At 40.6% G+C, this 13,191-nt stretch carries 15 protein-coding genes; all 15 read right to left on the bottom strand.

The features are described from left to right. Positions 1–5: 5 nt before the first annotated feature. Positions 6–1,079 carry a protein-glutamate methylesterase/protein-glutamine glutaminase gene (locus F0342_RS08400; RefSeq protein WP_149155525.1) on the bottom strand — a complete coding sequence of 358 codons (1,074 nt, stop codon included), beginning with the start codon at positions 1,077–1,079 and terminating at the stop codon, positions 6–8. Between the two features lie 9 nt (positions 1,080–1,088). Beyond that, entirely contained in the window at positions 1,089–1,949 is an 861-nt protein-coding gene (locus tag F0342_RS08395) for a MinD/ParA family protein (RefSeq protein ID WP_149155524.1), read from the bottom strand. Continuing rightward, a complete protein-coding gene (gene flhF, locus F0342_RS08390; protein ID WP_149155523.1) occupies positions 1,930–3,087 on the bottom strand; it encodes a flagellar biosynthesis GTPase FlhF in 1,158 nt (385 codons plus the stop codon). The genes F0342_RS08395 and flhF overlap by 20 nt, the downstream gene beginning before the upstream one ends. Continuing rightward, positions 3,084–5,120 carry a flagellar biosynthesis protein FlhA gene (gene flhA / locus F0342_RS08385; RefSeq protein WP_149155522.1) on the bottom strand — a complete coding sequence of 679 codons (2,037 nt, stop codon included), beginning with the start codon at positions 5,118–5,120 and terminating at the stop codon, positions 3,084–3,086. Before flhA ends, flhF begins: the two co-directional genes overlap by 4 nt. An 18-nt stretch (positions 5,121–5,138) precedes the next feature. Next, positions 5,139–6,221: a flagellar biosynthesis protein FlhB gene (gene flhB / locus F0342_RS08380; RefSeq protein ID WP_149155521.1), complete on the bottom strand. Its 1,083-nt coding sequence runs from the start codon at positions 6,219–6,221 to the stop codon at positions 5,139–5,141. Position 6,222: 1 nt separating this feature from the next. Then, on the bottom strand, positions 6,223–6,999 hold the full coding sequence (gene fliR, locus F0342_RS08375) for a flagellar biosynthetic protein FliR (RefSeq protein ID WP_149155520.1): 777 nt from the start codon (positions 6,997–6,999) through the stop codon (positions 6,223–6,225). Positions 7,000–7,003: 4 nt separating this feature from the next. After that, positions 7,004–7,273 (bottom strand): flagellar biosynthesis protein FliQ, encoded by a 270-nt coding sequence (gene fliQ / locus F0342_RS08370; protein ID WP_044337389.1) that lies wholly within the window; start codon positions 7,271–7,273, stop codon positions 7,004–7,006. Between the two features lie 14 nt (positions 7,274–7,287). Then, positions 7,288–7,953 carry a flagellar type III secretion system pore protein FliP gene (gene fliP, locus F0342_RS08365; RefSeq protein WP_149155519.1) on the bottom strand — a complete coding sequence of 222 codons (666 nt, stop codon included), beginning with the start codon at positions 7,951–7,953 and terminating at the stop codon, positions 7,288–7,290. After that, on the bottom strand, positions 7,946–8,578 hold the full coding sequence (locus F0342_RS08360) for a flagellar biosynthetic protein FliO (RefSeq protein WP_149155518.1): 633 nt from the start codon (positions 8,576–8,578) through the stop codon (positions 7,946–7,948). Before F0342_RS08360 ends, fliP begins: the two co-directional genes overlap by 8 nt. Positions 8,579–8,602: 24 nt before the next feature. Continuing rightward, positions 8,603–8,965, bottom strand: coding sequence for a response regulator (locus F0342_RS08355; protein ID WP_149155517.1), 363 nt, complete (start codon positions 8,963–8,965; stop codon positions 8,603–8,605). A gap of 27 nt (positions 8,966–8,992) precedes the next feature. Then, positions 8,993–10,165, bottom strand: a complete 1,173-nt coding sequence (gene fliY / locus F0342_RS08350; protein ID WP_149155516.1) for a flagellar motor switch phosphatase FliY — start codon at positions 10,163–10,165, stop codon at positions 8,993–8,995. Beyond that, the gene (fliM, locus tag F0342_RS08345; RefSeq protein WP_149155515.1) at positions 10,155–11,153 is read right to left on the bottom strand and encodes a flagellar motor switch protein FliM; all 999 of its coding nucleotides are present in this window, start codon (positions 11,151–11,153) and stop codon (positions 10,155–10,157) included. The genes fliY and fliM overlap by 11 nt, the downstream gene beginning before the upstream one ends. A 32-nt stretch (positions 11,154–11,185) precedes the next feature. Continuing rightward, positions 11,186–11,611 carry a flagellar basal body-associated protein FliL gene (gene fliL, locus F0342_RS08340; protein WP_149155514.1) on the bottom strand — a complete coding sequence of 142 codons (426 nt, stop codon included), beginning with the start codon at positions 11,609–11,611 and terminating at the stop codon, positions 11,186–11,188. Further along, positions 11,608–11,823 carry a flagellar FlbD family protein gene (locus tag F0342_RS08335; protein WP_149156056.1) on the bottom strand — a complete coding sequence of 72 codons (216 nt, stop codon included), beginning with the start codon at positions 11,821–11,823 and terminating at the stop codon, positions 11,608–11,610. Before F0342_RS08335 ends, fliL begins: the two co-directional genes overlap by 4 nt. Before the next feature lie 83 nt (positions 11,824–11,906). Beyond that, positions 11,907–13,130, bottom strand: a complete 1,224-nt coding sequence (locus F0342_RS08330; RefSeq protein WP_149155513.1) for a flagellar hook protein FlgE — start codon at positions 13,128–13,130, stop codon at positions 11,907–11,909. Between the last annotated feature and the right edge of the window lie 61 nt (positions 13,131–13,191).

The following is a 13,191-nucleotide window of genomic DNA, read 5'->3' as shown; positions in this document are numbered from 1 at the left end:
CCTCTCTACAGCATGTACTTCATAATAGTTCGAGAAATATCCTCGATATGTTCCACGCTGTCCACTAAATTTGTAGCGATAGCCGATTTCGGCATTCCAAACACAATACAAGTCTCTTTTGATTCTGCAATGGCTCTCACTTCGCCTGTTTCTTTAAGCTCGATCAATCCTTCAGAGCCATCGGAGCCCATCCCCGTCATAATGACAGCTATTTTGCCATAATTTCGAAGGAGGCTTGCGGATTCAAACAATATGTCTACGGAAGGTCTGTGACCATTTCGTGGTGCTTCTTCCTTTGATAGTTCAAAGGCTAAATGTGCTCCATGGTCTACCACCTTCGTATGAAAACCACCTGGTGCTATATATGCTGTTCCTTTTTGGAGGATTTCTTCATGCTCCGCTTCCTTCACTTTAATGGCTGATTGACCATCTAATCGATTGGCCAGTGAGTTGGTAAATCCGGGTGGCATATGCTGCACGACGACCACTGGTGCATCCAGTTGAGGAGATAGTTCTGTCAGCACCTGCTGTAAAGCGCGTGGACCTCCAGTTGATGTTCCAATAAGGATCAATTTCGGTGAATCCCTGGTCCATTTATGTTCTGAAGGTATTGTTGGTACACCTCTATTAGCAGATTCACTTGATTTTGTCCTTTTTCGAAATGTACTGGTTATTTTCGTCATGTTCACCTTGCTTGCCGATATTACTTTTTCAACCATTTCATCTTGAACTTTATGAAGGTCCAATGAAATGGTTCCTGAAGGTTTCGCGATAAAATCAACAGCTCCAAGCTCCATTGCTTTGACAGTCTCCTCCGCCCCCTCTTTGGTAGTAGATGAGAGCATCACGACAGGTACCGGACATTCCTCCATGATTCTCCTTAAGGCTTCTATTCCATTCATCTTTGGCATTTCCACGTCAAGGGTCACGACGTCGGGACGGAGTTTTTTAATTTTTGAGATCGCGTCTTCACCATTTCTAGCAATCCCTATCACTTCTAGCTGTTTGGAGGCTGTAAGAAAATCACCAATAAGTTTTCTCATAAATGCTGAATCATCTACAACTAGAACTTTTTTCATTCAGGAATTTTACCTCCCAAAAAATAAATTTCTCATACTCTTTAAAAAGCCTGCCTGTTTCGTCACTGGTCGATTCGTTCCCCCGACAAGAAGATGCAACATCGTACGCAGACTTAAAGTCATGGCTGAAGCAGGGTATCCGACGACTATGGGTGTTTGTTGAATGACCGCCTTCCTTACTGTTGAATCTTCAGGCAAGACTCCTAGAGAAACAATCTCCTTATGGAGGAATTTCCTCACCGTTTCTTGTAATCTCGTAATCGTTTCAAGACCTTCCTTCTTGAATTCTGCCCGATTACATATCAGATAGAACCGTTTCTCTTGATCCCTCATATATATATATTTCATCATCGAGTAGGCATCTGTAATCGAGGTAGGTTCAGGTGTCGTGACAACAATGATTTCGTCCATCGCCAAGAGAAATTCCAACGTCTCTTTCGTAGCTCCTGCACCCATATCAAAAAGTATGTAATCATACTTTTGAACTGCGTACTCCATCACTTCAAAGAACCGTTCTATCTGCTCCTCTTTCCACTCCACTATATTTTTCAGGCCATTCCCCCCGCTTATGTAAGAGATACCATGAACATCTTCACATATAACCGTGCTGATATCCGGTTCTTTTTCCTCAATATAATCCATGATTGAGTAGGAATGATGACTTCCTAGTAAAATATGAATATTTCCCATGCCGATATCCAGGTCAACTAACAATACTTTCTTATTTTCTTTACCAAGCAAAACGGAAAGGTTAGTGGAGATATTCGATTTTCCAACCCCACCCTTTCCGCTTACTACTGCAATCGTTTTAGCGGGAGAAGAGTCGCCAATGAGCATTTTCCTCCTTAGGTTATATGCTTGATCTTTCATATCGAAATCCTTTCATTAGTAAATGACCTATTTCTTCAACATCCACCTCGGTAATATCCTCCGGTACATCCTGACCGGTCGTTACATAAGATGTACCGATCTTCACCTCTGTCATCATATTGATCATAGAACCGTAACTGGATGTTTCATCTAGTTTCGTGAAAATAAATCGATCAATGTCAATCGAAGAAAACTGTGAAATGATTTCCTTCATATCTCTCTCCTTGCTCGTAAGGGAAAGAACCAGGAACGTCTCCATTTGTTGGTCGAAATCAATAATTTCCCGCAAATCCTCTACATATTTCTTTTCTCTGAAATTCCTGCCTGCAGTATCAATGAAGACATGGTCGTAGTCCTGGAATTTGTCGATTGCTTTTTTAACGTCTTCTATTTTATAGACTACTTCAACTGGAACATTCAACAGACCTGCATATGTCTTTAATTGCTCGATCGCAGCTATACGATACGTATCTGTCGTGATGAAAGCTATTTTCATCCGTTTTTCAATGACTGCTTCAGCCGCCATTTTCGCTAAAGTAGTTGTTTTCCCCACACCCGTTGGGCCTATCACGTTAATGTATTTCTTCTTGTAACTCATACCACCAAGAACGATTCCTTCCAGAAGACCTTCCAGAAAATGTTTGACTTCCTGTTTAGCCCATTCATTTCGATTGTTCCCTGGAAGAAATCCACTCTTGATTCTCTCCTCAAGATAGTCACCCAATCGGAAGAGAGTTGTATCACTCATGTCATGATTTTTGAGAAATATCAAGATTCCTTGAACATCTTCAGCAAATTTCTCGAATTGATTTTTTGATTTTATAGTAGAAATCATTTGTTTTAATTCTTTTAATTCTGACTCTACCAATTTATTAGGAACTTCGTATTTTTTTTCGGATGGGGAAGGAGGAGTAATTGGTGCAGATGTCGCTTTCATTCTACTCATCACTACCTTTTCACTCTCAACCTCCGGATCGATGGCTGCAATGACTTCAATCATTTTCTTTTTGAATAACCCCATGAAACCGCCCGTATATGCTATTTTAGAGTTTAGGATGACGGCATCATCTCCTAATTCAGATCTGACCTTTTTCATTGCCTCATGCATGGAAGGTGCTGCATATTTCTTTACTTTCATCCGACATTCACCACCCCTAAACTTTGTACTTCTACATTTGCTTCTAATTCGTTATATGAAATGATAGGTACTTGAGGAAAATACCTTTCTGTTAATTGTCTTACGTACATTCTCACAGCAGGGGAACATAGAATAATCGGTGACTCCTCCATAAGAGACAACTGTTCCACTTGAGATGCGACTGCCTCCAGGATTCCTTGAGAATCGTTTGGATCCATGGATAAATAATTTCCATGTTCCGTTTGTTGAATGGCGTCGGCAATCAATTTTTCAACCTTTCCTGACATCGTCACAACTTTTAAGGAAGTATCTCCTTGAACATATTGACTGGTAATTTGTCTAGCCAACGATTGCCTGACATATTCAGCTAAAAGATCTGTATCTGAACTCATTTTGGCATAGTCAGCAAGTGTTTCAAAAATAATCGGCAAGTTTCTGATTGACACATTTTCCTTTAACAACTTGGCTAATACTTTTTGTACTTCACCTACAGTTAAAGGATTCGGCGTCACTTCTTCCACTAATATTGGGTAGGATTCCTGCAGGTGATCAATGAGCTGTTTCGTCTCCTGCCTGCCCAGTAGCTCATGAGCATTTGTTTTGATCATTTCGGTTATGTGGGTTGACACCACTGACGGCGGATCCACAACTGTATATCCGAATATTTCTGCCTGCTCTTTCATTTCTTCTGAAATCCATTTAGCGGGAAGACCGAATGATGGCTCGATCGTATCAATTCCCTCAATGGAATCATCCTCCACACCTGGACTCATGGCTAAATAATGATCAAGCAAAAGCTCTCCACGGGCCATCTCATTGCCTTTAATTTTCAAGCGATATTCATTCGGTTGAAGTTGTATATTGTCCCGGATCCTTACTACAGGTATGACCAGGCCCAGTTCTATCGCTAATTGACGTCGTATCATTACAATCCGGTCAAGGAGATCTCCTCCCTGATTCGTATCGGCAAGGGGAATCAGACCATAGCCGAACTCAAATTCAATCGGATCCACATTCAGTAAGTTCACGACGCTCTCCGGACTTTTCATTTCGTCCTGCTCTACTTCTTCTTCCATTTCCATCATGTCAGATTCAGTTTCCTTAGGCGACCTTGAAAGCATGAAGGCCCCTATCCCCAAAAGGGCTGCCACTGGAATGGTTAAGATATCATTAATAGGAGTTGCTACACCCAGCATGAAAATCGTGAAGGCAGCTACATACAGCATCGCAGGATAAGCCAGTAGCTGATTCATGATATCCTGTCCCAGATTTCCTTCAGATGCAGCTCTTGTTACCACGATGCCCGTGGCGGTTGAGATCAATAGGGCAGGAATCTGGCTGACAATTCCGTCTCCGACTGTAAGTAAGGAATAACGGGTTGCCGCTTCGGCAATAGGCAGCCCTTGTTGTGTCATGCCGATAATAATACCGAAGATTAAATTGATCATGACAATGACAATCCCGGCTATGGCATCTCCTTTAACAAATTTGGATGCCCCGTCCATGGCACCATAGAAATCTGCTTCCCGACCTACTTTTTCCCGACGATTTCTGGCATCATGCTCTGAAATCATCCCGGCATTCAAATCGGCATCTATACTCATCTGCTTACCGGGCATTGCGTCAAGTGTAAACCTTGCCGCTACCTCGGACACACGCTCAGATCCTTTTGTTATGACAATAAATTGGATCACGATGAGAATGATGAATACTACCAGACCGACGAGAATATTTCCCCCTACAACGAATGTTCCAAAAGTTTCCACAACGTCCCCTGCTTCACCTTTACTAAGGATCGATCTCGTTGTGGAAACATTTAGACCTAATCGAAAAAGTGTTAACAATAATAATAGGGAAGGAAATATAGAAAATTGCAATGGTTCATTCATATTCATCGAGGTTAGGAGTACAAGGAGTGCAAGCGAAATATTAACGATGATCAATAAGCTTAATAACCAGGATGGGAACGGGATGATAAGCATGGCAACGATTAATATGACACTGGCTAGTACGGATAAATCTCTTGCTGACATTGTTTCTCTCCTAACTGCTTACATTTGATTTTTTATTCGGTAAACATAAGCTAAAATTTCTGCAACTGCTTTGAAAAATTCTTCCGGAACGGCATCGCCTATTTCAGCTGAGTCATACAGGGACCGGGCTAAAGGACGATTTTCCACCATAACCACATCGTTCTCATTGGCAATATATTTAATCTTCTGCGCTAGATAATCAACGCCTTTCGCCACTACATAAGGCGCATCCATTTTATTCTCATCGTATTTAAGTACAATGGCAAAGTGAGTAGGGTTTGTAATTACCACATCTGCTTCCGGAACTTCCTGCATCATGCGTCTCATGGCCATTTCACGCTGTCTCTGCTTAATTTTGGATTTAATCAGAGGATCACCTTCGATGTTTTTATGTTCATCTTTTAGATCCTGCTTTGACATTCGAATATTTTTTTCAAAATCATATTTCTGATAAAGAAAATCGAATAGTGATAAGAATAATAACGCTAGTGAAGCAGCGATTCCCATTTGCACAGTTAAGCTCGCCATCGTCGTTAATGAATCCCCCACTGATTTAAACGATAAGCTCAACACTTGATCAATATTCATCCAGAGAATGACAAAGGTGATTGCCCCAACAAATGAAATTTTTAAAATGGATTTTAATAGTTCAACAATTGCTCTTAAAGAAAAGATGCGCTTGAACCCTTTAATCGGATCAATTTTTTCAAGCTTCGGCTCCAGCGGTTTAGTTGTAAACATAACTCCTACTTGAATATAATTCGAAAACAATCCGGCAAGTAAGGCTACTAACATAATCGGTCCAAGGAGCAATGCAATCTCTTTCATAATGTCCATGGTTATGACTTGAACTGTATTCTCTGTCAGTTCCATCAGCATGTATTCCTGAAAGGTTTGATTAAAGAGATCGAACACAATATTCCCAATATATGAAGCACTGAAGGTAAGGAACAAAAAGACGGCAAGGAGAATAATTGCTGTATTCACATCCTGGCTTTTGGCTGTTTGTCCTTTTTTCCGCGCATCATCCCTTTTTTTCGGAGTCGCTTTCTCCGTTTTCTCCCCACTGAAAAACTGTAGGTCTAATGATAGCCACTGCAAATTATGTGCCTCCAATAATTTTCATTAAATCTCTCATGGTCACGAACATCATTTCAAAAAGCTCCTGCATGACAGCAAACATCACTCCCATTACTATGAACAACACGATAAATGCAACGGCGATCTTGATAGGAAACCCTACGACGAAAACGTTCAACTGCGGTACAGTACGAGCCACAATCCCCAAGGCCACATCTACAAGGAACAGCGTTGCGACAACAGGAATCGACATTTGAAAAGCAATGATGAACATGGAGTTAAAAGATGTCATAACATAGTCAATTAATCTCTCATCTCCAAAAGGTATCCATGGACTATCAATCGGGATCAGCTGATAACTGTAAAAAATTCCATCCAGGAGCAGATGATGACCATTAAGAGCAAGCAATAAAAGAAGCGCAAATGTATATAGATATTGACCCATCAAGGGGCTTTGTGCTCCCGTTTGGGGATCGATCACATTGGCAATGGCAAACCCCATTTGAAAATCTATAAACCCCCCGGCTATCTGAATGGCCGTAACAATCATATAGGCAACAAAACCGATGAGAAGCCCGATCATGGCTTCTTTCATAATTAACAAAAAATAGTGGCCGTTGATTTCAAATGCCTTAGATTCAATCGTATAGTACATGACCCAGGAGAGTACCACCGAGAACGCGATCCGATGTTGTGCAGGTATGTTACGGTATGAAAACAGGGGCATCGTAACAAAAAAAGCCGAAACCCTTACAAACACTAGTAAGTATACCGATAGAATGGGTACAAGCTCTTCCATTCTATTACCCTACGAACCTTGTTAAATCTGAGAAGATTTGTGAGGTATACGTCACAAGCTTCGTTAACATCCAAGGTCCAAAGAAAACAATCCCAATCAAGACCGCCACGATTTTAGGAATAAACGCAAGAGTTTGTTCCTGTATTTGTGTTGTTGCTTGAAAAATACTGACGATCAATCCTACTACAAGGGCTAACAGCAGTAATGGACCGGAAACGATGAGGGTTACATATATTCCACGCTCCGCTATCGCGATAACAGATTCAGCATTCATTGAAACTCACCTACTTAAAAACTTTGTAAAAGAGATTTTATTACTAAATACCAGCCATCCACTAACACAAACAGTAAAATCTTGAAAGGCAATGAAATCATAACAGGAGGGAGCATCATCATCCCCATGGACATCAAGACACTCGCTACCACCATGTCGATGACTAAGAAAGGAATAAATATCATAAATCCTATTTGAAAAGCCGTCTTAATTTCACTTAACGCAAATGCCGGCACTAAGGATGTAAGAGGAATGTCTTCCACAGATTCGGGTCGATCAGTCCCGGAATATTGTAAAAACAACTCTAAATCCTTTTGTCTTGTGTGCTTACTCATAAATTCTTTAAACGGGATCGAAGCCTTGTCATAAGCTTCCTCAAGATTAATCTCTTCGTTAAAAAGAGGAGTCAATGCTTCATCGTTTACCTCTTGAAAAGTTGGAGCCATGATAAAAAACGTAAGAAATAAAGAAATTCCAATCAATACCTGATTCGGTGGCATTTGCTGTGTGGCAAGAGAAGTCCTGACAAAGGATAGGACAATCATGATCCGGGTGAAAGATGTCATTAAAATCAGAATACTGGGTGCCAGGGAAAGGACGGTAAATAGTAATAGCAGCTTAACACTTGTCGATACATTATCTGCAGAACTACTATTAAAAAATTCCATGAATTCATTCATCAGAATGATTCTCCTTATTCTTTAAATCTTTGAACATCTTCTTTCTTCCCTTTTTCATTTCCTCCAGCTGTGATTTCAACTGTGATTGAAATGAACTTGGAGAAGACGCAGGAGAAGGTCCTTTTACCCTTGTCAACCAACTGGAAACGGCTGTTTTGGCATCAGGAAATTGAGCTTCCTGATAATAGGATAGTATCTCTTCTTTCTCTTTTTCATCCTGAATCTCTTTCAGAAGCTGAATATCTTCTCCCACACCCAGTACAAGCACTTGCTTGCCTACCTTAACAATTTGGACAGAACGATTGCCCCCGAGTGGCGTTCCACCTAAATGATTGATTAATTTAGTCTGTTGAAAGGATCTTCCTTTTTGATTGATAAACTTCAATAAAAAATATATGAGCGCAACTACAAAGATAAGAGCAACGATCATTTTAAGATAATCCAAAAAAGTAACCGAGGTAGCAGCGCCTGAGGTGTCAGCCTCATTATTTTGCTGCTCATTGCATTTCTCTGGATGTTCTATGCAGTCCTTGACATTATTCACTTCTGCAAATGCTGTTACATTCACAGCATTTGCAGTAATGATAAAAACAATAAGACTCACTAGAATTTGAATCTTCTTCAATACATGCACCTTCTTACTAATCTGTTAGCCTAGAGCTTTTTGAATGGCTTCGATTACACGATCGGCCTGGAAAGGTTTAACGATAAAATCCTTTGCACCCGCTTGTATGGCATCAATCACCATTGCTTGTTGACCCATTGCAGAGCACATAATAATTTTCGCACCGGCGTCTACTGCTTTGATTTCCTTTAAAGCTGCAATTCCATCTTTTTCCGGCATCGTAATATCCATAGTGACAAGGTCAGGCTTCAGTTCCTTGTATTTATCAACAGCTTGACTTCCATCGGCTGCCTCTCCTACTACATCAAACCCGTTTTTTGTTAAAATATCTTTAATCATCATTCTCATAAAAGCCGCATCATCTACAATTAGAATTTTATTAGCCAATATCGTCATCCTCCATCATCGTCTAGGTTATTTAAGTTTTTTAATACGATCACTTTGACTTACAATATCCGTAATTCTGACACCAAAGTTCTCATCTATCACTACTACTTCTCCTTTAGCCATCAATTGACTGTTTACAAGGATATCAACCGGTTCTCCAGCTAATTTATCAAGCTCTATTATGGAACCAGACGATAACTCAAGTATGTCCCTGACAGATCGGTTCGTCCTTCCCAGCTCTACCGTAACCTGCAAGGGAATGTCAAGTAGCATATTCAAGTTTTTTGTTTCCTGTTGTCCCAAAGCTGTCGGTTCAAAATTACTAAAGGTAGCCGGTTGGACATTTACGGTTTCTCCATGCACCCCATGTCCACCGAGATGCTGAGGAGATGCGTGCTGGTGGGAAGTACGGACAGGTTCCTCATACATACCGCTATAAGCAGGCTCTGGTTGTGGAGCAGTAGGAGGTTCCACGCTCGGTGTAACCGCTGCGGCAACTTCATCAGAAGCTCCACCATTCATTAATTCATCCACCAGACTCTTGGCAAAATTCAAGGGCAAGAGCTGCATGATGCTCGAATCAATGAGATCTCCGATTTTCAATGAAAATGACACTTTTACTAATAGATCTTGATCAGGAAGATTTTCTTCTCCCTCCCCTTGTGGTATGTACATCAAATCGATGGAAGGTGGTGAAATATCCACTTTCTTACTAAATACCGTAGACATGGAGGTTGCGGCAGAACCCATCATTTGATTCATTGCCTCTTGAACGGCACTAAGCTGAATTTCCCCCAAATCACCGGATGGGTTCCTTCCATCTCCACCAAGCATCAAGTCAGCGATGATGGATGCATCTGATTGTTTGATCACCAACAGGTTCACTCCTGAAAAACCCTCAGTATATTGAACTTGAATGGCGACATACGGATGAGGAAATTCCTCTTCTAAATAATTTTTATCAATAATCGTTACTTTAGGGGTCGTAATCTCAACCTTCTGATTGAGCAAAGTGGATAAAGCCGTTGCAGAACTCCCAAAGGAGATGTTCCCTATTTCACCTAAAGCATCCTCTTCCATAGAACTAATGTAATCATTACTAATTATCTCTTTGCGCTCTTCTGTTTCCTCTTCAGGCTCTGCAGACCCACGGAGCAACGCATCAATTTCATCTTGAGATAACATATCATCACTCATCATCGTCGTCTCCCCCCTTCAACGAATCTAAAATTTGCACGGCCAGTTTCTTGTTTGACTTCCCTGGCTGAGCTGTAAATTTAGGAATATCACCCACTCTGATCGTTAAAGGATCATCGATTCGGGTGTTCATTTCGATTACATCACCAATATCCAGCATAAGGAACTCTTCAATAGAAATATCAGAACTTCCTAATTCAGCTACAATCGGCACTTGAGCTTTCTTGATTCTTCTTTCAAGATGTGCCGTTTCTTCCGGCTTACTCTCTTTACGTTTGCTTTCCATCCAATAGCTTCCTGATAATTTCGGAAGGATCGGCTCCAGAACAACGTGTGGAATGCAGATGTTAATCATTCCACTTGTTTCACCAATCGTTGTGTTTAATGAAATAACCACAACCGTTTCATTTGGTGACACCATCTGAAGAAATTGCGGGTTCACTTCAAATTCCGCAAAAAGCGGATCTACATCAACCACAGTGCTCCAGGCTTCCCTTAAATTCTCAAACGCCTTTTCAAAGAGCTGACTCATAATTCTCGTTTCAATTTCGGTTAAATTCTCTACTTTGTTAACGCTGACTCCCCTTCCACCCATCACCCGATCCATCATCGAATAAGCAATATTCGGGTTGATTTCCATTAGGATCCTTCCATCCAATGGAGGTAATTCATAAACGTTTAAAATGGTCATTTTCGGAACGGAACGGATAAATTCTTCGTATGGGATTTGGTCAGCAGAAGCAACATTTATTTGAACATAAGTTCTTAATTGAGCAGAGAAATATGTAGTCAAGATCCGGGCGAAGTTTTCATGTATTCTCGTTAAACTTCGGATTTGATCTTTAGAAAACCGTAAAGCTCTCTTGAAATCATACACTTTCACTTTTTTCTCTTCTTCTTCTTTTTTGAAATCATCTGCGCTCATTTCTCCTGTATTAAGAGCTGACAAAAGAGCATCGATTTCACTTTGAGATAAAATTTCACTCGCCACCACTTCACCTCCAAACACTCGTAATAGCTTTTTTATTGAATCATCATAGAGGTGATATAGACCTTTTCTACCATTCCTTCTTGCATAAGGGAGTTTACCTTGTCTTTAACCTTCGTTTCGATCATTTCTTTCCCTTTTTTCCCTTGCAGTTCTTCTGCTTTCAATTCTGAAAGCTCTTCTATGATGATGTTATTCACTTGAAAATCTCTCTTTTCCAACTCACTTTTCGCTTTTTTACTATCTGTTTGAATCTTAAAGGAAATACGAATGAAATCATTACTCATTAAATTGGTTGTCGTCTCCGGTATGTCCACCGAATTTTCAATCACTTCTTCAATGGAAGGCTCTTTCGTTTCTTCATCTCCTGAAAACTTCAGAATGACAACTAAGGCAATCACACCGACAAGTGTAATCGTAACCAACAAAATCATCATGATTGTCAGGGCTTTACTCTTCAACTAATACTCCCTCCCTGATGGGGCAGGCTGAGTAAATTTGTTTTTTGAAAGAAAGTAAGGGTAAGGGAGTCAACCTCGTCCACCGTTTCTTTCACAACATATCGTCTGCCATTTGTTAATAGAATCGTAGTGTCCGGAAACGCTTCTACTGTTTCTATGTATAAAGCATTCAACGTAAACGACTTTCCATTCAGTCTGGTTAAAGTGATCATAAACTTCAGGACCGACATTCATCCTCTGATTCAACCTAATGTATAACCTCTAAGGTGTCAGTCCCTTCCTCCTTTTTAACGAATTAACGTTTCAAGTTTACAAGCTCTTGTAAGATTTCATCCGACGTTGTGATGATACGTGTATTTGCCTGGAATCCACGCTGAGCCGTGATCATTTCAGTGAATTCTTCGGATAGGTCCACGTTGGACATTTCAAGGGCACCGGACTGAAGTGCCCCTCTTCCGTCTCCAGCCAATCCCTGGTTTGGAAGACCTGAGTTATTTGAAGCCTGGAACAGATTATTACCAGCTTTCGTCAAACCACCCGGATTAGAAAAAGTAGCTAATGCCAGTTGACTTAAAACTCTCACTTCTCCATTGGAAAATACTCCGTTCACTTCACCAGAAGAACCTATGTTGAAGCTTTCAAGGTACCCTTCTGAGTTTCCGTCAACAGTATCTACATTAGCGGAGGATGAGCTATCGAACTGTGTGATCTTAGAGAAATCCATATCAATCGTTTGGGTAGGATTTGCACCAGTTTGATTATTTAATGTTATTGGAAAAGGCACTTGAGAAGTTAATTTACCTTCTTCGTCAAAATTTAAAACGGCATTTTGACCATTGCTGACTGTAACGTCATCGGTCAGACTGGATATTGTAACTTCCCATTCGTTTTGACCTGATTTCTCCATCACTAACTTAATACTAATATCTTTACCAAGTGAATCCTTCACCTTTGTTTCAAGCTCCACTACAGTACCATCGACGGCACTAGACTTTAAGTTCCCATTGTAAGTAGCCTCGCTCGTAGCCTGAGGTGCCATTGTGGTATTAGTATCAATTTTGATATCAGTCGCAGCACTCTGATTAACTACACCGTCACCGTTGACCGGATACCCCTGTACAAGATTTCCTTGACCTGTTACAAGGTTTCCATTTGAATCTAAATAAAAGTTTCCAGCACGGGTGAACATTTCGTTATTTCCTTGTCTTACAACAAAAAATCCGTCACCCGAGATGGCTACATCCAAGGATCTGCCTGTTGTTTGCAGACTTCCTTGAGTTTGAATCGTATCAATGGACGACAAAGATGCGCCAAGTCCCACTTGCTTTGCATTTTGACCTCCACGGTTTTCGGTTGCTCTACTTGCACCTGAAACGGTTTGGTTCATTAAGTCCTGGAATGTGACACGCCCTTTTTTATAGCCGTAAGTATTTACATTTGCAATATTATTTCCGATTACATCCAGTTTTGTTTGAAAGTTTTTCATTCCACTGATACCCGAATACATTGAACGTAGCATGAATTTTTCCCCTTTCTTACTTAGCTGCTTCAATCAGTCCACAGCTACAGGCCTCCATAAA

This window comes from Bacillus sp. CH30_1T (genome assembly GCF_008364765.1).
Taxonomy (GTDB): Bacteria; Bacillota; Bacilli; order Bacillales; family Bacillaceae_B; genus Rossellomorea.
The sequence above is the reverse complement of the archived record's forward strand: the minus strand, read 5'-3'. Positions and strand labels throughout refer to the sequence as shown.

Bases quoted from the DNA above. Each gene is read 5' to 3' on its own strand.
- F0342_RS08400 (WP_149155525.1), bottom strand. From the start codon at position 1,079: ATGAAAAAAGTTCTAGTTGTAGATGATTCAGCATTTATGAGAAAACTT.
- F0342_RS08395 (WP_149155524.1), bottom strand. From the start codon at position 1,949: ATGAAAGATCAAGCATATAACCTAAGGAGGAAAATGCTCATTGGCGAC.
- flhF (WP_149155523.1), bottom strand. From the start codon at position 3,087: ATGAAAGTAAAGAAATATGCAGCACCTTCCATGCATGAGGCAATGAAA.
- flhA (WP_149155522.1), bottom strand. From the start codon at position 5,120: ATGTCAGCAAGAGATTTATCCGTACTAGCCAGTGTCATATTAATCGTT.
- fliR (WP_149155520.1), bottom strand. From the start codon at position 6,999: ATGGAAGAGCTTGTACCCATTCTATCGGTATACTTACTAGTGTTTGTA.
- fliQ (WP_044337389.1), bottom strand. From the start codon at position 7,273: ATGAATGCTGAATCTGTTATCGCGATAGCGGAGCGTGGAATATATGTA.
- fliP (WP_149155519.1), bottom strand. From the start codon at position 7,953: ATGAATGAATTCATGGAATTTTTTAATAGTAGTTCTGCAGATAATGTA.
- fliY (WP_149155516.1), bottom strand. From the start codon at position 10,165: ATGATGAGTGATGATATGTTATCTCAAGATGAAATTGATGCGTTGCTC.
- F0342_RS08335 (WP_149156056.1), bottom strand. From the start codon at position 11,823: ATGATCACTTTAACCAGACTGAATGGAAAGTCGTTTACGTTGAATGCT.
- F0342_RS08330 (WP_149155513.1), bottom strand. From the start codon at position 13,130: ATGCTACGTTCAATGTATTCGGGTATCAGTGGAATGAAAAACTTTCAA.